Source organism: Paenibacillus sp. FSL H8-0315, from assembly GCF_038005365.1.
Classification (GTDB): domain Bacteria; phylum Bacillota; class Bacilli; order Paenibacillales; family Paenibacillaceae; genus Paenibacillus_AQ; species Paenibacillus_AQ odorifer.
The window spans coordinates 1,888,636-1,906,959 of sequence record NZ_JBBOTA010000001.1 but is presented as its reverse complement, the minus strand read 5'-3'; the positions used below and the strand labels follow the sequence as shown (position 1 = coordinate 1,906,959).

Here is an 18,324-nt window from a genome sequence, read left to right as displayed (position 1 = left end):
ATTGGAGCATATTAAGGGATATATGAGTGATTTACAAAGAAAGAATCAACGTTAGGCAATACCAACATTGCAGTAAAATATTTAGATGATATTTTTTTGATGTCACTATTTATTTGAAACATTTTATATATAACGCTCGGTTGAAGTTCGTGTACGGCTGGATACTAATGAAGTAGAGAAGAATAGTAAAGCACAAACCATTTATTTAAGAAAAATTTAAGATCTACACACCTAGATTTTTAAGGTGTTGAATCTATACTTTGTACCAAGAAGAATAGGGAGAAAATGGAAATGGAGAAAGGTGAACGTAGCAAGCTAAAGAACAGGAAACCCAAGTTAGTAAGAATATCAGTATTCACAATTGTTCTTCTCGGAGTGCTAATAGGAACAGCAAGTAAACTGAATTTAGATTCACAAAAGGTCTTGCCATTCTTTGGACAGAACACTTATGCCAGTCCATATATTTATGTCTATGACAGAGAGTCTGATCAAGCCATTTACGAAGAAAGTGCGGGAGCCAAGGTTTATCCTGCTTCACTGACAAAAATTATGACCGCAATTGTCACCCTTGAGCATGTTGATGACTTATCTGTAATCGCGCCGGTAGACCGGAGAACGTTCGGTGAGCTTCTTGCAAGTAACTCTTCTATGGCCGGATTTCGCGAAGATGAGGAGGTTACCTACCAAGACTTGTTATATGGGACGCTTCTCACTTCTGGTGGTGAAGCGGCAAACACTTTAGCTGTTCATGTTGCGGGAAGTGTGGAAAATTTTGTTTTGATGATGAATGATAAAGCCGCTGAATTCAGCTTAAATGGTACACATTTCACTAGTCCTGAGGGCCTTCATGATGACAATCAGTATACAACCGCTTCAGACGTGGGAAAGCTTTTGGATTATGCATTAGCTAACGAGGATTTTAAAAAGATGTTTACTCAAGAGACATACCTGACGACATCAACAACAGACCATCCAGAAGGGATTCTGTTAGAATCGACGGTACTGAAGTACCTTAATGAAGATCAGCAAATCGGCTTCAAAATTATTGGAGGTAAATCGGGAACTACATCTGCTGCTGGACAATGTTGGGCAACACTTGGGTTAGTGAATAACCGTGAGTATATAGTCATCGTCATGGGGGCGCCATTAAAGGACATTAGTCATCCAGATCAGGCTCAGATTAGGGATACTTTAAATTTATACGGAAAATTAAGTCAGTTGAAATAAACGATAAAATGTAGAATTACATATAAAAAATGGAGGTGTCTTAGTGAAAAAAATCTTAATGTTTGTATTAACTATAACCATTTTGATTGGAGGAAGCCTCTACTTCCAAAATCAAAGCAGCTACTCAGAATATGCAAGCATACAGGATGATAAAACCATCTCAGAGGATTTAATTACCTTAGATAATAATCCGAAGGATGTAAAGTCAGAGAATAAGAATCCGGGCAATGAGGAATCTCCAAAGGATGCAACGCTAGATGATAAAAGGACTTTTGAGGATATTGCTTTGGACAAACGTCTTGATGAAGGGAGGAAAAAAAATGAAAGAACTTATCGGGAGCAAGGAAGAAAAGAGTCTTCAATTAGGCCAACAATAGAAGTTCCATCTCTTTCTATCGAGGATATAACAGGCATCTACAAAACAGTTGATGCATACATGAGAGAAAATTCAGATCGGTTTCCCGAACCAGCGGACAATGGCACTAGGGGAAACACTGATGATCCGAGAATCCAAAATATTCTATACAAGGAAGAAAAAACAGGTATCATAGCAGGATTCGAAAATGAAAATCTGTTCGCATGGGAAGTGAAAAAGCTGGACGGAGAATATACCAACCTCCTGTTAGGTAGAAAGTCTACGGGAGAAGAATGGCAAGTTCTCTCGGAAGGAGACGTATATCAATTGAGAGAGGAAATTAGCGATGGAAATTAAAGCGGAGAATTTAACAAGAACATTTGGAATGAAACGGGCAATCAGTGAACTAAATTTTACATTGCCTGAAGGTGTGTATGGGCTTTTGGGAGATAATGGGGCAGGGAAAAGCACCTTGATGAGAATCCTTGTGGCAATTGACCATCAAACTAGTGGTAAGGTTACCTTTAACGGCAAGGATATCTTCCATATGAACGACGACTACCGGAATCTTGTGGGATATATTCCCCAGGATTTCGAGGTTTATTCCGCGTTTACAGCAACAGAATATCTGGAATATATGGGAGCACTGAAGGGGTTGTCAAAAAAAGAACTGATGCACAAAGTTCCAGAGGTATTACAGTTTGTCAACCTGGAGAATGTTGCTAATAAAAAGGTCAAAACCTTTTCCGGAGGGATGAAAAGGCGGGTGGGCATTGCCCAAGCCATTATTAACGATCCGAAGATATTAATTTTTGACGAGCCCACCGCTGGGCTTGACCCCCATGAGCGAATCCGTTTTTCAAACATCATAAGCGAAATGGGACAGGACAAGATCATCTTGTTTTCTACCCACATTATTTCGGATATCGAAGCAATTACCACCAATGTGATCATCCTAAATCAGGGGAAAATTAAAGAGCAAGGTAATGTGCAAAAGATGTTATCCGGGATTAAAGGAAAAGTATTTACTGAGGAGATGGACAGAGAGCGACTGGCCTCCTTTAAAAAGGAGCACCTGATCGTACGGATCCGGCAGGAAGAAAACGTTGTTAATGTCCGTTACTTGGGAGAAAAGGAATCAGGCGCAATCGTATGCGAGCCCACGCTGGAAGATTACTACATCTACTTAGGGAGTGGGAGCCATGCGTAATTTCATTCCATTAGAACTGAAAAAAATATTAAATAAAAATACAGTAATTATCAGCCTACTCTTTCTCACTATTATTCTGATCCCCTGGATTCAAACCGCCAAGAGTATAGATGTCTTGGATGATGAGGGAACCATACATAGCGGTCTTGGAGGCTGGAAAATTTTAAGGGAGCGCACGGTTGAGGGCACGATGACGACGGATTATTTATTACAAATGAAACAAAACTACGAAAACAGCGTGGACAAACCTTATATTGAAGGCGAAGTAGATACAGATCGCAAGTTGGGAAAAAGATTAACTTTTCCTCACGATGCGCTGAACTGGGAACTGAACTTTCCATATATAAAGTACCGTGTTCTCGATAACAGCTTAAATTTAACGGATGAGCAGCTCTCCAATTTTTATGTAGATTGGAAGGGCAGTTTTACCGAATATTTATCCACTGAACAAAATCTATTTCCTTATACAGAGAAACAAATCGAAATCATATCCCAGAAAATGCAAAAAGTACCCACCCCATTTTTATTCAAATACGATAGTGGCTGGGAGTACCTGAAAATAGGTTTATTAAATACGATCTACCTTTTCTTTATGTTCTTGGCCTTTATCCTATGCGAGGGATTCTCCAAAAACAGCAGCAAAGGAATTGACAAGGTGACCTTATCCACCAAGGAGAGCAGGAGAAGGCTGCTCAGCTACAAGCTTGGTGCCGCTTGTGTGTTTTCTACGATAGCCTATTTTGTGTATATTGCGATCATACTGCTGTTTATTACCGCAGTGTATACGCTGCACGGCTGGGACTCTTCGGTTCAAATCGGAACAATTACATTTTATTCTATGAATCAGCTTCAAGAGGGGTTACTCTATATTTCCATGGGATACTTTTCCACACTTGTCGTGACGCATCTTATCCTGTTTTTGTCCGTGGTTTTTAAAAGAGGGAAACTGGTATTAGCACTTTCACTGATTTATTTTTATCTCGTAAATACTTATCAGATGGGGAGGGGGGTGCTGATTGAAAAAGTGATGGTCTTCATGCCCCAGAACTTTATCAATAATCTTATAGGCATAGAGAAATTATATTTTGTGGGTAATACTGTATTTCCTTATGTTTTTGTCGCCCTGTTTCTGGGTACTGTGTACATTCTCTTATCTCGAATCGGTATCTCTATATGGATGAGAAGATATTATTTACAGTAGAGGAAGGTAGGTGAAATCATGAGCTATTTATCAAAAGTAAACAGAAGTAAAATCCTAAACATAAACATATTCGGTTTTTTGTTGGCATTGTTTCTGATACTTACCTTTTACAACTTAGACACCATCAAAACAGGTTATTTAAATCAGGCAAGATATGAGGTAACAGATGGGACGGAATACCGGTATTTCTATCAACCGGAGGTATTGGATGAAGTTGAGATTAATAAAATTTTGGAAAAATACAGAGAACTTAGCCTACCAGAAGACAGGAATAAAGCGGATGTTGCAGATTTGCCAGCCTTGGATATGATTATCCAAGTGTATGGCTGGAACTGGACTGGAATACGGGATGTCTCAGCAGAACAATTTTATCAGGACAGGGCAGACATCATCAAAAGTGCACAGAAGGAAGCGGGGAGTTCTAGGGAAGGAATCAGCAACGGGAATTTTGCAGCGGCTTCTCTCTCCGAACCTATCCGGATGGGTTATGCCGAGGGATGGAAGAACGTTAACTCAGGGATGAGCCAGTGTGTTTTTATTGTCCTGGTTCTCATTTCCATTCTACTGGTCCCAATTTTTAATGAAGACGAGACCTTGGGCGTGGACGGACTGGTCAAATCCACGAGGTTTGGAAAACGTAAGCTGAGTAGGATACGGATTATCAACGCCTTCCAGCTCTCTTTATTGCTTTATCTGGCGGCGGTAGCGATTTACGTTACGCCTATATTCTTTATGTACGGTTTACAAGGAGCGGATTTGCCTATACAAAGTAGTCCACAATTTTTTTTATCAATGGTTGCGGTGAATTATTTCGAGCAGTTTTTAATCAACCTGGTTATTGGATATGTGGCAATCTCACTGATGACAGGGATTACTTTATTGATCAGCGTATTAGTCACACAGATTTATACTGGCTACGCCCTGTTACTATTCACCATAGCCATATCTTACGCCATTCAGATGAGCGAGGTATTCTTTCTGAAACATTATGTGGGCAATTTTCTGCCCATGCAGATAGCCAAGTTCAATAGCTATTACACAAGTTTTGAACCCTATGGAGGTATTTCTAGAATTATTGCCGTTCCTTCCATTACTGTTGCAGTTTTATTTATACTCCTACTATTTTTGCCAAGATGGATTAATAAAATGAGGTTTACTTCTTAGATTGAGCATTACGCATAAAGTTAAAACACATCAAGGATAAAAAAATGAAGTGAAGTTCGGAAAGAAGGTAGATGATGTATTCATTTTTTATTTTATGCGAAGCTGGATCAGAAAAAGATGGTATTAGCAACAACGGTTTAGCTCACGTTCTAGAGCACTTTGTTATACTGGCGATGCTCAAAGATTTTTTCACAGAGAAAGAATGTAATTTGAGAGGACAAACAAGTTACTGCTATTGCTTATATAGTTGGAGCAATGCGAAGTACCAAGTAGGTTTAAACCTTATCTTTGAATTTGAAAACTATGTGAGGAGGATATTAGATAATAAAAATGAATATTATGACTTAATGTTAATGGCCATTAGAGAGGTCGAGGAAGAAATACTATCGAAACACAATGATGTGGCAAAGATCAATGTAATGATTCATTTTTTAAATAAAGATATTGTTTCTCGACCAATAGGCCTACTTGAGGACGTAAAAAGTTTGAACGTTGACCAATTATTTGAGACTTTAAGTAGTATTTATGTAGCAGGAAATTTAAGATATTTCATTTTTAATCATGAAAAAAATGAGTTTGTTATTTCTGACTTGCCTCAAAAAACAAAGCGAAAAGGTTGTGTGGAAAAGCAAGAATTCCATGACAAAGAACTGGAACGGATAGCATCTAATTTAAATATAGATGTACAAATATTTAAATTATTTTGTAATAGTGATAAAAAAGTTGCACTTTCTAGTACTTATTTTTCTAAGATTTTTAACAAAGAACAAACGATTCTCAATGAATTGTACTTGATAAGTATTTGCAAATTATTAGATAAAGCTTATGGTGTCAAAAATAACTGTAAATTTGAAATTATATTTTTTAGTAATGAGGACTCTACTAGAATTTACTATATATTTGAATTAACGAGCAGCAATGATATTTACGAGACTCCAAATAAGATAACCATAGATGTGGAACAGATAATAAATTTCATGCTTGAAAGTGTAAATTTCCACGAGTTAAAAGAGGAGTTAAGGATAAATGTATACAGTAATAGATTTAGTCCAATAAGTCGAAGTGAATGCGAAGCAGAGATATTGAATGAAGTTTACTTTAATAATTTTCAAGTAATAAAAGATTATGAAGATTTTGCTGATATTTTACGGAATGTTACGATTGATAAATTCAAAGGATTCTTGTATTTTGCGTTAGGGGAGATAGATGACTTAATTATTTTTGAATAACGTAAAAGACAGGCCGATAGTTTTCCTCGCTTTGGAGTCTAGAGTCCATTTTCATTGATCAAAATAAACTTGCCGGATGACTGACTTCTATGATACACCACACTTTCACTAGACGAATGGTTTCATTATATAAATTGGTACGGGTGTCGCACCTGGTCATCAAGTCGCCCTCAATGCGAATATGTGGATTGATTCGCTTCTTTACCTTCACAATGATCTGAGCAGTTGAGTGCTACCAAAGCATTGATATTGAGTAAGCCAAGTGTTGATAGGAATCAGGTCAATGTTACCTTGAGAATGAATGCACTCTTCGGGCGATGGAAGCGGTTCGTCCGTCATCATCGCGTTCTTGATGTTGAACATAGAGTAAGGGAGTTTATCAGGTTGTTCGATACCAAAGTACATCGTTAGATTCCCTTGAGGATCAAAATCAATCAGTAATATCTTTTTTCCTTCATTATATAAGGCGTAAGCCAGGTTATAAGCGGTGGTGGTTTTACCTGTACTGCCTTTTTGATTAGCGATAGTGTTTACTGTTGTTTTTCTCATATCAATTCCCCTCCCTGAAGCCAAAGCTTCGATATTATCTGTCAATGATAGGGAGCGGGCTGATCTGTTATAGTTCTCTCCGAGTTCTCTCATTTGTGCAAAAGCGACTACTATTTGAGAAGATTCCCGGAAGCCTTGCGGCGTTTAAATCTAACGAAAGAACCTGCAAAAAAACTTGATCTTACAAGGATTTTCGCGGGCTTTAGATTCCTTTTCTTTGACTTAGTTTCTGCTATCTTCCCGATAGCATGAGCGACTCAAAATCGAGAGGGAAACCGTGGAGGTTCGAGTCCTCTCACCGGTACCAACTAAATCAACTCAAAGTTCATTAGATACTATATCTGATGAACTTTTTTGTTTGTTTTTTTACAATTCCGTTCATGCCTGTGCCGGAAAACTTTTGATACATCCTTCAAGTGTGAATAAGAAATTGTACTTAGTTGTACTGAGGAAGATTAATGTAAGCGGATATGTGAATGAGATAGAGGCATTCCTGAGGAAGCTCCACTTCGAAAGCTATAAGCAATCATGATACTAAACAGCGATTGACAAAATAGAGGAACTACCTAATACTAATTGATAATCATTATCATTTATTGTGAAATATAATTAATTCAAATAGATTGTGGAGCAGATCGGAGTGTATTGCAAAGATGAAGCTGGAAGATCATATTTTTGCATGGAATTATGCCGCTGTTAAAGTACTTGATATTCGACATGCTGTGATGAAGCCTGGGGACAAGCTGCAAGGCTATGTATTACCAGCATGTGGATTTATCTACTGTGTGCGGGGTACGGCCAGCTTGAATCTCAACGGCATAGATTACGACGCAGACCGTCACTTTATTGTGCATGGTGGCAAGGGCATGAGACTAAGTATAGAGACAGGGAGGTTGTTTGAATACTATTTATTATTCTATAGAGCCTCCTTGCCAGGAAGAAAGGATTTAGCAAGACTTTTAGAACGCAGCAATCCATTTCGGATGCAGTATAGCTTCGAGTCTTTGGAGCCTTTACCACTGCACTATCAACTAATGGCAATGGAACAACTTTGGGCACAAGGAAGCCAATTGGAAAGAATTCAAGTTAAAGGCTTGTTCTATCAGTTTATACATGAATTATTAAAGCAGTTTACAAAGGATGGAATTAACCTCAGGCAACCGGATGTCATTGGGCAGGTTGTCCGTTATATTGAGGAGCATTATCGTCATAATTTATCACTAGAATCTATAGCGGAGCAATTTAATTATAGCCCTCGTCATTTATCAACCCGCTTTAAAGGGGAGACAGGGTTTAGCTTGATTGAATATTTGATACGATTCCGGCTTAAACATGCAGAAGAGCTATTACGATGTACCGATGCTCCACTTCGCGATATTGCAGAAGAAGTTGGATATAACGATGTATATTACTTCAGTCGCATGTTCAGTAAATACAATGGTCAATCTCCCATCCGGTTCCGCAAGGAAAGCAGGCAGGTGAGCTCATCGGACAATCGTCCATTTACCACCGCCAAATTCTCCATTGGCGAGCACATATCCTCCCGATATAATGTTATTGAGTATGATAATCATTATCATTACTATTACCATAATGAAATAACCGGAGGGTCTTCACCTATGAGATTAACAAAGACGTCAAGTTTTATTGTAGCGATGCTGCTTAGCTTTACCTTGCTATTAAGTGCATGTGGATCTGCAAGTGTTGGTTCTAATGCCACAAATTCTAATGGATCCAAAGCTTCTGAAGTTACATCATCACCAGCAAATAATTCAACTGCAGCTGACAATGCCAATAAGGAGGCTCAGACAAGAACTATCTCTACAATAAAGGGAGATATTGTTGTTCCAGCTAATCCAAAGAGGGTTGTCGTGTTATACCTTCAAGGGGATCTTGTGGCCCTCGGCATTAAGCCAGTAGGGACTTCGAGTGTCTTTGAAGGAGCGGCCTTTGCAGAAGAGCTGGGGGGGATTGAAGATCTAGGTTCATGGTATGAGCCTAATCCAGAGGCTATTATGGCAGTAAAGCCGGACTTGATCATAGCTGCTTCTGAAGAAACCTACGAAATCCTTAAGGATATTGCACCGACCGTTCCAATTCCTTATGAAAAAATGGCGACGGATGAACGTGTAATGAAGATTGGCGAGGTATTTGGCAAGGAGCAGGAGGCACAAGCTCTATTAGATAATTTCCACGAGAAGTTGGAGAAGAGCAAGCAGCAGCTTGATGAACTTGGAATTTTGGATAAGACAGTAACCATTATCGAAGGCGGCAAAAAAGAGATGGCGGTGATCGATAGCAAGCTTTATGGAAGGGGCTCTCAGATCATTTATGAATATTTAGGGCTAAAAGCACCAGAGATTCTTCAGAAAAAGATTGATGGCAGAGAGAAGGCTACTGGAGGGTTTGTTTCCTTAGAGGTGTTACCTGAGTATATAGGAGACTTCGTGTTCCGCTCTGTATGGGATGGGGCTGATGATTTGTCGGACAATCCAATTTGGAACAGCATTCCAGCAATCAAAGAAGGTAGATTGATCGAAATCGGGTTTGATTTTTCATATTATTCCGATATCTACTCTCTTGATAAGCAGCTAGATTTTGTAGTTGAGAAGCTAGTGTCAGCGTATGAAAAAAAATAGAAAGCTAGATGATAGAACAACCGTTATCCCTGATTTAAGAGGGAAATCGTATTTCGGTCTGTTTCTACTCCTAGGGATACTGCTGCTGCTGCTTTCAGTAGCAGCTTCTATCTCATTTGGCTCTGCTTCTATGAGCCTGAAGATGGCATGGACAGCGATTTTTAATTTTGATCCTGAACTGACCGAGCATCAGATTATTCATGCCCTTCGAATTCCGCGTACAGCAGCTGATATTATTGCGGGTATGTGTCTCGCGGTAGCAGGAGCGGTTATGCAGGGCTATACGCGAAATCCCTTAGCAGATTCCGGATTAATGGGAGTAAATGCAGGAGCAGCTCTTGCAATGGCCGTTACACTGGTTTTTCTTCCAGGGCAACTGCAGACAACAACCTTGCTGGTTAGCTTTATTGGCGCAGGACTTGGAGCAGGATTAACGTACCTTGCCGCTTCATTGAATCGTTCAGGAATGACACCTCAACGACTGGTGCTAGCTGGAATATCAATTACAATGCTATTTGGAGCTGTGGGGTCATTTATCTCATTAAACTATGGAATTGGTCGTGCCCTTGCTTATTGGACTTCGGGTAGTGTGGCTGGAGCAACATGGGTGGAAATTAGGCTAGTTATACCTTGGTTCTTAGGTGGACTGGCTTTGTCACTATTCATTTCACGCTCTATCACTGTTTTAAACTTGGGAGAAGAGATCGCGAAAGGCTTCGGGCAACGGATCGTTCTCGTTAAGATGATAGCTATGCTAGCGGTCCTTTTACTTGCGGGTGTAGCTGTTGCACTTGTAGGGCCAATCGGCTTTGTAGGGTTGATTATTCCGCATATTATGCGTTTTTTTGTAGGTGTAGATTATCGTTATATTATTCCGGCATCAGCCATTTACGGCGGTGCACTTATGGTTGTAGCGGATATCGCAGGAAGGCTGATTAATCGTCCGGCAGAGACAGCACTGGGCATTATTTTTGCAATGATTGGTGTTCCTTTCTTCTTGCTAATTGCGAGCAAAGAGAGGAGAGCCTTCAAATGAATGTTGTTAAATCGCATAAGGCTACAATATGGATTCTATCTCTCATAATACTGCTTATTGCAGGAGCTATTCTTAGTCTTAATATGGGAAAGGTGTCCCTCAATCCACTTGAAGTATTTCAAGTATTGCTTGGACAAGGTCCAGAGGAGCATAATCTTGTTGTTTATAAGTTTCGTCTTCCTCGGATCGTATTAGCGATACTTGTTGGATTTGGGATGGCACTGGCAGGTGCAGTTATGCAGGCTTTGCTGCGCAATGATCTGGCTGATCCCGGCATGCTTGGTATTAGCTCAGGTTCAGGTCTTATGGTGTTGCTGATTATCTCAACGGTAAGCATTCAAGGCGCCGCTATAACATTATTACTGCCGTCTATGGCATTCTTAGGTGGTCTGCTGGCAGCAGCTCTGATCTATGTTCTAGCCTATAGAAAACGTCGTATGATTTCTTCTACACGACTTGTCTTGACTGGTGTTGCGATCAATATGGGGTTTAGTGCGCTGTCGCTATTCCTGACTTTAAAGCTTGATGACCAGAAGTATGAGTTTGCGCAGCGTTGGCAAGCAGGATATTTATGGGGGGACAAGTGGTCTTATATCAGCTTGTTGGCACCTTGGGTATTGCTGCTATTCGCATATATTCTTTCTAATTTCAGGACATTGAACGTCTTGGTGCTAGGCAACGAAATTTCGATAGGATTAGGTGTTGCTGTAAAGAAGAAATTTTTGCGCTTGGCAATTGCGGCTGTAGGCATAGCTTCTGGCTGTGTAGCGCTCGGGGGCTCGATCTTCTTTATTGGATTGATTAGTCCGCATGTGGCTCGCAAGCTGGTAGGTCACGACTACAAAGTGCTTCTACCTACTTCAGCGCTTATTGGTGCGCTATTGCTGCTTGTAGCGGATACGATTGCTCGAACGGTCAGCTTTAAGTCAGATATTCCCGCAGGAATTATTGTAACAATGCTGAGTGTGCCTTACTTCCTATATCTATTGATGCGTTCAAAATAAATATCGATAGGTTCCATTCCTCTCACCGGTATACTAAAAAGGTCTATAAAATTGCTTAATAAGCGATTTTATAGACCTTTTTCATTTTCAGAGCTTATTAAATTCCAGAAAAGTTTGATAAATATAAAAAAATCCCCTTTCTCCTATCTTTAATAGAAAGGAAGGACTGTTCCCTATCTCGTTAATTGATCAAGATACCGGTGTGGCAGGAACTATATATCTTACCAGTAAAGATGAAGGAATCACTTGGGTTTATGATGAAGCTTATGATAAGCTTCTAAATCCTTTTTTTACAGGGGACCATAAAAAGAACAATTTCGACTTGAAATAGATTATTGTTATATGAAATATCTACTAAGCCATTACTATCCTCTACGACCTTCTGGATACTTTTTAAGCCTATACCATGACCGGATTTATTAGTTTTTGTGGAGCAGATGTCGCCAAAACGATTCGTATGAATTTCATTCACATAAGGATTCTGAATCCGGATGAACAAGCTTTCATTAAGATAATGCATATGTATGGTGATATAGCACTCTTCATTTCTTTTATCGCAACAAGCTTCAATGGCATTGTCCAGTGCATTTCCTAAAATCACACTGATAACTGTGGTGTCGAGCGTCAGCTGTGCAGGGATGTTCAAGTCTAACTTGAAGGGGATCTGATGCTTCTCAGCGACCTGCTGCTTGTAGTTGATAATGGAATCAATAATCGTATTCCCGCTATTGCTAACGCCTATTGGATTGTCTATTTGGCCCAGTAAGTTGTCCAACTCATTTAGATTGGCAGCTTCACCGGATTGTACCTTTGCGCGTAAACCTATGAGAATATTTTTAATATCATGCTGGAACTTAAAAGATTCTTCCTGTACTTCTTTTGTCAAAAGATATTGATTTACATAGTAAGCATTTTGTTGCTCAAGTAAATAACTTTGGTTCTGCGCAGATTGGATAACTAACATACGGTCACATAAGATAAATATCAATAAATTTATGATGAGTAGTCCTGTGGACAGGATTGGAACAAGGGTAGGGAAGGACTGCATATAAAGGCTGGATGCGAAGCTGTAGATCCCTAGTGTGCTTATAGAAGGGCAAATAAATAATAGAACCCAATACCATTTAGATAACCCGCCATTTCCAAAGGCTTTAGCTACGCGCACGGATACAAAAGCTAATATAAACATCAGCAGCTTGGAAAGAAACTGGTTCAGAATATATCCCTTTGTCGAGTAAAATAGGGGCAGTGATAACTCACTAAGCGTAATAAGCGCAACCAGAAAAAGAGCGGCAACGATCCGCCATTTGATATTTCCATTGTAAAAAAAAGATAAGAGAGCAATCAGGCCAATATTGAGTGTGAGTAGGATTGAGCCTGGCAGTGAGCTATAGTGCAGAAAGACAATACAGAGGAAATATAGAGAGTACACGATAACAAGATTGGCTTTGGTGGTAAGTCGGCTAACGAAACAATGGCTGTAGAAGTAATGAATGATGATAGGTAGAAGTGGAAGCGTTACTAGATAGAATAACTCCTCCAGAAAGATATTATCCAACAAGACTCCCCCTGAATTTCAGATATTTTTTCTTAAAATCGGCACTGTATTTTGCACTAATGGGTAAGGCTGCGCCATTTAGGAGAATTACTCCCTGGTTACTGATTTCTTTAATAAAGTAAAAGTTAACGATGTAGGATTGATGGATTCGGACAAAATCGCTCACAGGAAGCTTCTGCTCTTCCTCGTTTAGTGTACTGTAGTAGTCGAGTTGATCGTTGCAGGAATAAAGAATAATTCTCCGCCGGTTGCTTTCCAGATAGATGATATTTCGATAGGGGATTAGAATTTCTTTTCCTTTTTGCTGTAGTGATAAGAAGTTTTTTTTGCCTTGCTGCAGCTTGCGAATTACTTTTTCAATCGTAGAAATCAGTTTTTGCTTAAATATCTCTGAATCGATAGGTTTCTTTATAAATCCCGAGGGCTGAACATCGAAGAGTTGCAGATGATATTCATCATGACTAGAGACATAGATAAGCTGCACTAGATCATTTTCATCATTTCCCCGCAGTACATACCCAGCTTTTATTCCATCCATATCCGCCATTTCAATGTCCATAAAAATAATATCAAACGCGCAGGCCTCTTGAATGGCCTTAGTGAAGCTTTCTCCGGAATAAAAGATCGACACCTCTATTTTCCTTGTGAAATTCCTTTGAGTCTCCAGAATAAGTCTCTCTATTAATTCAGTAGTGGGAAAGTCATCATCACAGACAGCAATACGTATCACTTTATCATTCCTTTCGACAAGAATTGTCCAAAATATCCGGGAATTTGTCGACCATATAAGTCACATTATACAAATCCTTCTTAATAATTACATTAACTAACTTGATTGTTACAGTTTGAATGTAGAGTTCATGGCAACATGTTAGGATGTGGAAAAGTGAAAAGAGGAGTGTTTGATTTGACTCAAACGATCTTTGAGGCCAAAGGTTTAAGCAAACAATACGGAGAGTCTTTTGCTCTTCAGGATGTCTATATGACGATTGGGGTAGGAGATATTTATGGGTTTGTTGGCGAAAATGGGGCAGGTAAAACTACATTAATGAAAATAATAGGCGGATTGGTACATCCGACACATGGCGAAATCTCTCTTTTTGAAAAAAAGGACACAAAAGCTGTTCACGAGGCGAGGCGAAAGGTTGGATTTCTAATTGAAAGGCCAGCGCTTTATCCTAATCTAAATGCGAAGCAAAATCTTACGTTTTATTGCCGTGCGTTTGGGATTAAGGATAAGAGCAGAATTGCGGAAGTATTGCAGGCAGTTTCTCTGGCAGATGCCGGTTCTAAGCTAACCTCAGAATACTCCCTTGGGATGAAACAACGTTTAGGTCTGGCTATTGCTCTACTTAACGATCCCAAATTTCTGGTATTGGACGAGCCTATTAATGGTCTTGATCCGTCAGGCATTGTTGAAGTGCGAAAGATCCTGGAGAAGCTATCCAAAGAACAAGGAGTGACTATATTAATCTCCAGTCATATTTTAAGTGAGTTGCAGCTACTTGCGACCCAATACGGTTTTATTCATAAAGGAAGGTTAATCAAAGAAGCTTCTGCGGAGGAACTCTTACATACGGCGGAAACAAAAATCTGTATTCGAACGGCTGATCCCGCAGCGACACTTCAGATTTTGAAAAGTGAACTCCAACTAGAAACCATTACGATCAGCGAAGCTGGAGAAATTCAAATTCCTAAAGAGAGTACAAATCTAGAAGAGCTGATGTCTTTTTTTCTAAAGCGGGGCATCCATATTGAAGGGATTAACCTGTCGGCTCCAAATCTTGAGAACTATTATATGGATCTAATTGCTGGAGGTAACGAATGAGGAATTTTCTTAAGGCTGAAGCTTATTATGTAACCAAGGATCCCATGTTCAAGGGGATAAGTCTTCTTTTGCTGTTTGGAAGTGCCTTATTACTGGTTTGGATGGGGGTACAAGTAGGATTTGATATAGATGGTCCTTTAGAGCCTTTAATCACTAGCATTCAGTTATCTTTTTTTCTGTATTTTATCATCCCGATTTACGTTTGTTTTTTTGCTACCGAGGGATTTGAGTATGGGTCGGTTCAAACCATTATCGCTTCGGGTCAGAGCAGGTCATTATATTTACTGGGAAAATATCTGACCGAATTAAAAGTTGTATTATGGTGGGTAATTCAATTTTTTGGTCTTTTTTATGTATTGTATATGCTGGCAGCGCTTGTTACGGGTTCCCATATCGGAAATGAAAGCTTAGAGGGGAAGTTTATCGTTGCTATGGGGGCTATTGGATTCAATATTTTGTATCTCGCAGCTTATTCCGCTGTCGTGCTGTTGTTAGGAGTATTGATGAAAAAATCGGCTACCGCTGTTATTGCCACGTTTGTTTTTGTATTTGGCGATTTTCTGCTCAGTGGTTATCTGAAAGACTCTTCGTATGTATATCTGAGAGTGATTTCTGAAAATACGCTAACGACGCAAATTTTTAAATTCTCTGCTGTAAATTCACATGAAATATATACCCTAAACGAGGGTGTTCGTATGATCCTAATCCCTGTTGTAATCATAGGAGTTTGCTTGAGCGTTGCTTTAATTTCTTTTGAAAAGAGAGATGTGCATCTATAGGAAGGAAGGATGGATTATGAAAAAGGATAACAAAAGATTCACTATGATCTTAAGTATTTCGGTAGTAGTTATTATTTTTTGTGTTCTTTTTGTGAGTATACGAATATCTTGACGCTGTCTATCTAGTTTTACTAGAACGTGAGGATTGAATCGCTCTCTGGTAAAAAAGCCACGGCGTACGTTAATAACGTACCTCGTGGCTTTAGGTGTTTATGGAAGGACATTGCCGGCAGCACGGTAGATTTCATACCATTCTTGCCGAGTGAGAGTAATATCGGAAGCTTTGGCAATATCACGCAAGCGCTGCGTATTAGTTGTGCCAACGACAGGCTGCATATTTGCCGGATGTCTGAGAATCCATGCGATGGCAATCGCTGTATTGGTTACGTCTTTTTCAGCTGCTAAGCGGTTAATGACCTCGTTCAATTCAGGGAACTTATCGTTATCTAAGAATACGCCTTCAAAGAAGCCATATTGGAAAGGCGACCAAGGCTGAATGGTCATGTCATGCAGGCGACTGTACTCCAAAATCCCGCCATCATGAACAACTGAACCGGAGTTAGTCATATTCACATTGAAACCTGTATCAATCATGCCAGTGACCATAATGCTCAATTGCAGCTGGTTGAACAGCAGCGGTTGCTTTACACTTTTTTTAAGCAGCTCGATTTGCAACGGGTTCTGATTGCTGACACCAAAGTGTTTGACCATACCTTTGCTTTCCAGAATATCAAAAGCCTCAGCGACTTCTTCTGGCTCGAACAGCGTATCAGGCCGGTGAAGCAGTAGGACGTCGATATAGTCTGTTTTCAAGCGCTTAAGGCTGCCTTCTACGGATTGCAGGATATGTTCCTTGGAGAAATCAAAAAAACCGTTGCGGATTCCGCATTTGGTTTGGATCATCATTTTATCACGCATACCCGGATTGTTCTCCAGTACACCTGCGAATACTTCTTCGGCTTTGCCAGCTGCGTAGATGTCGGCGTGGTCAAAAAAGTCTATTCCGAGCTCGAGGGCACTATGTACATGTGTATCTGCTTCTTTTGCAGATAAATCAGCAATCCGCATACAGCCAAGCGAAATTTGTGACACCTCAAGTGCGCCGTTTGCTACACTAATTTTTTTAACCAAAAGTGACTCACTCCTTCGAATGTTAGTAGAACATGCAGTATTCAATCAAACCATATCATAAAGAGGGGAGGTAAGCCAATGTCTATCTAAAAGAGAAAGAGGTTATCTCGTCAGTAGAATTCACTACTTCAGAGACAACCTCATTTGTCTATAGATCAGTTATTAATACATATTTGGAATGTCGACATTAGGATCAATGTCAGCTTCGTAGTCTACACCCTCTGTTCTAAAACCAAACAGGTTAAAGAAATCTTGGCGGTAGCCTTCAAGATCAGCAAGCTCACCTGCATTGTCGGTTGTCAGCTCGTCCCAACGTTTCATAACCTCAGTCTGAACATCCTCACGCATTTCCCAGTCATCAATTCGGATCAAGCAGCCTCCGTCAGCAGTAGCTTCGCCCCCACTGTAAAGATGCTCAGAGAATAAACGGTACATTTGTTCAATACAGTTCTCGTGCAGCCCTTTTTCCTTCATTACTTCATACAATGCAGAGATATAAAGAGGGACTACAGGAATCGCGGAGCTGGATTGGGTTACCAGAGCTTTGTTCACGGAAACAAAAGCACGTCCACCTTGAGTGGACAGGCGATCATTCAGTTGGATCGCTGTTTGTTCCAGATCATGTTTGGCTTGACCAATCGTTCCGTCGCGATAGATAGGGTGAGTGATTTCAGGCCCGATATAGGAGTAAGCAACGGTTGTAGCTCCATCGGCAAGCACGCCAGCTGCTTGAAGCTGATCGATCCACATTCTCCAATCTTCGCCGCCCATAACTGCGATGGTCTGACGTACTTCCTCTTCTGAAGCAGGCTCAATAGTGGTCATGGAAACTTCACCTGTGTGGAAGTTCAAGGTTTTGTTCGAATAAGCGGTTCCCACCGGTTTAATGACGGAGGAGAAGGTTTCTCCTGTTACCGGATGAGTGCGGCGTGGTGAAGCGACACTATAGACAACTAAATCAACTGTGCCATATTCAGCTTTAATCAATTCAATGGTCTTCTCTTTGATAGCATCGGAGAAGGCATCGCCAACTATGCTGTGAGATTTAAGTCCAAGCTGCGCTGCTTGTTGTTCAAAAGCTGCGGAGTTGTACCAGCCAGCAGAAGCTGTACGTTGACCTTCAGCAGCTTTATCAAAGAAAACACCAATAGTGTTGGCGCCAGCACCGAAAGCGGCTGAAATTCTGGAAGCTAGTCCGTATCCGGTAGAAGCGCCAATGACTAGTACATTAGCAGGTCCCTCAATATTCTTTTGTGCTTTTACATATTCAATTTGTTGTTGTATTTGTTTGGCGCATCCCTCTGGATGGGCTGTTGTACATATAAATCCGCGAGTTTTAGGTTGAATAATCATCAAGGAATTCCCCTTTTTATAAAAATTAAAGTCCAATGTTACTTCAGAGAAAGTATAGCAA

16 protein-coding genes are annotated in these 18,324 nt (G+C 40.1%); 11 read left to right on the top strand and 5 right to left on the bottom strand.

Features of this window, described 5'->3' with window-relative positions; translation table 11 throughout:
- Positions 1 to 291: 291 nt before the first annotated feature.
- The 6 genes from MHB56_RS08245 to MHB56_RS08220 all read left to right on the top strand — a co-directional run bounded on the left by MHB56_RS08245 (position 292) and on the right by MHB56_RS08220 (position 6,386).
- Positions 292 to 1,227, top strand: coding sequence for a D-alanyl-D-alanine carboxypeptidase family protein (locus MHB56_RS08245; protein WP_076220371.1), 936 nt, complete (start codon positions 292 to 294; stop codon positions 1,225 to 1,227).
- A 43-nt stretch (positions 1,228 to 1,270) separates the two neighbouring features.
- Positions 1,271 to 1,939, top strand: a complete 669-nt coding sequence (locus MHB56_RS08240) for a hypothetical protein (RefSeq protein ID WP_036687472.1) — start codon at positions 1,271 to 1,273, stop codon at positions 1,937 to 1,939.
- A complete protein-coding gene (locus tag MHB56_RS08235) occupies positions 1,929 to 2,792 on the top strand; it encodes an ABC transporter ATP-binding protein (RefSeq protein WP_076220372.1) in 864 nt (287 codons plus the stop codon). Before MHB56_RS08240 ends, MHB56_RS08235 begins: the two co-directional genes overlap by 11 nt.
- Positions 2,785 to 3,993, top strand: coding sequence for a hypothetical protein (locus MHB56_RS08230; RefSeq protein WP_341143462.1), 1,209 nt, complete (start codon positions 2,785 to 2,787; stop codon positions 3,991 to 3,993). The genes MHB56_RS08235 and MHB56_RS08230 overlap by 8 nt, the downstream gene beginning before the upstream one ends.
- Before the next feature lie 18 nt (positions 3,994 to 4,011).
- Positions 4,012 to 5,157: a hypothetical protein gene (locus MHB56_RS08225; protein ID WP_076185529.1), complete on the top strand. Its 1,146-nt coding sequence runs from the start codon at positions 4,012 to 4,014 to the stop codon at positions 5,155 to 5,157.
- 71 nt (positions 5,158 to 5,228) lie between these two features.
- Positions 5,229 to 6,386 carry a hypothetical protein gene (locus MHB56_RS08220; protein WP_341143461.1) on the top strand — a complete coding sequence of 386 codons (1,158 nt, stop codon included), beginning with the start codon at positions 5,229 to 5,231 and terminating at the stop codon, positions 6,384 to 6,386.
- Between the two features lie 207 nt (positions 6,387 to 6,593).
- On the opposite strand, the gene MHB56_RS08215 is transcribed toward MHB56_RS08220, so the two are convergent.
- On the bottom strand, positions 6,594 to 6,935 hold the full coding sequence (locus tag MHB56_RS08215; RefSeq protein ID WP_340976755.1) for a ParA family protein: 342 nt from the start codon (positions 6,933 to 6,935) through the stop codon (positions 6,594 to 6,596).
- A gap of 653 nt (positions 6,936 to 7,588) precedes the next feature.
- Between MHB56_RS08215 and MHB56_RS08210 the strand changes: the two genes are divergently transcribed.
- The 3 genes from MHB56_RS08210 to MHB56_RS08200 are packed head-to-tail and all read left to right on the top strand — an operon-like array spanning position 7,589 to position 11,614.
- A complete protein-coding gene (locus tag MHB56_RS08210; protein ID WP_341143460.1) occupies positions 7,589 to 9,574 on the top strand; it encodes an AraC family transcriptional regulator in 1,986 nt (661 codons plus the stop codon).
- Complete coding sequence (locus tag MHB56_RS08205) at positions 9,561 to 10,610, top strand: FecCD family ABC transporter permease (RefSeq protein WP_339244595.1); 1,050 nt, start codon at positions 9,561 to 9,563, stop codon at positions 10,608 to 10,610. The genes MHB56_RS08210 and MHB56_RS08205 overlap by 14 nt, the downstream gene beginning before the upstream one ends.
- Positions 10,607 to 11,614 carry a FecCD family ABC transporter permease gene (locus MHB56_RS08200; RefSeq protein ID WP_076137453.1) on the top strand — a complete coding sequence of 336 codons (1,008 nt, stop codon included), beginning with the start codon at positions 10,607 to 10,609 and terminating at the stop codon, positions 11,612 to 11,614. Before MHB56_RS08205 ends, MHB56_RS08200 begins: the two co-directional genes overlap by 4 nt.
- A 277-nt stretch (positions 11,615 to 11,891) precedes the next feature.
- Here MHB56_RS08200 and MHB56_RS08195 read toward each other — a convergent pair whose 3' ends face one another.
- Both MHB56_RS08195 and MHB56_RS08190 read right to left on the bottom strand, forming a co-directional pair.
- A complete protein-coding gene (locus tag MHB56_RS08195; RefSeq protein WP_038573017.1) occupies positions 11,892 to 13,172 on the bottom strand; it encodes a sensor histidine kinase in 1,281 nt (426 codons plus the stop codon).
- Positions 13,165 to 13,902, bottom strand: coding sequence for a LytR/AlgR family response regulator transcription factor (locus MHB56_RS08190; RefSeq protein WP_341143459.1), 738 nt, complete (start codon positions 13,900 to 13,902; stop codon positions 13,165 to 13,167). Before MHB56_RS08190 ends, MHB56_RS08195 begins: the two co-directional genes overlap by 8 nt.
- Before the next feature lie 156 nt (positions 13,903 to 14,058).
- On the opposite strand from MHB56_RS08190, the gene MHB56_RS08185 reads away from it, so the two are divergent.
- Positions 14,059 to 15,000, top strand: coding sequence for an ABC transporter ATP-binding protein (locus MHB56_RS08185; RefSeq protein ID WP_339169432.1), 942 nt, complete (start codon positions 14,059 to 14,061; stop codon positions 14,998 to 15,000).
- Positions 14,997 to 15,779, top strand: a complete 783-nt coding sequence (locus MHB56_RS08180) for a hypothetical protein (RefSeq protein ID WP_076130409.1) — start codon at positions 14,997 to 14,999, stop codon at positions 15,777 to 15,779. The genes MHB56_RS08185 and MHB56_RS08180 overlap by 4 nt, the downstream gene beginning before the upstream one ends.
- Positions 15,780 to 15,989: 210 nt before the next feature.
- Here MHB56_RS08180 and MHB56_RS08175 read toward each other — a convergent pair whose 3' ends face one another.
- Together MHB56_RS08175 and fabV are read right to left on the bottom strand one after the other, a co-directional pair.
- A complete protein-coding gene (locus MHB56_RS08175; RefSeq protein ID WP_370510776.1) occupies positions 15,990 to 16,898 on the bottom strand; it encodes an aldo/keto reductase in 909 nt (302 codons plus the stop codon).
- A gap of 174 nt (positions 16,899 to 17,072) precedes the next feature.
- On the bottom strand, positions 17,073 to 18,263 hold the full coding sequence (gene fabV / locus MHB56_RS08170) for an enoyl-ACP reductase FabV (RefSeq protein WP_076193199.1): 1,191 nt from the start codon (positions 18,261 to 18,263) through the stop codon (positions 17,073 to 17,075).
- Between the last annotated feature and the right edge of the window lie 61 nt (positions 18,264 to 18,324).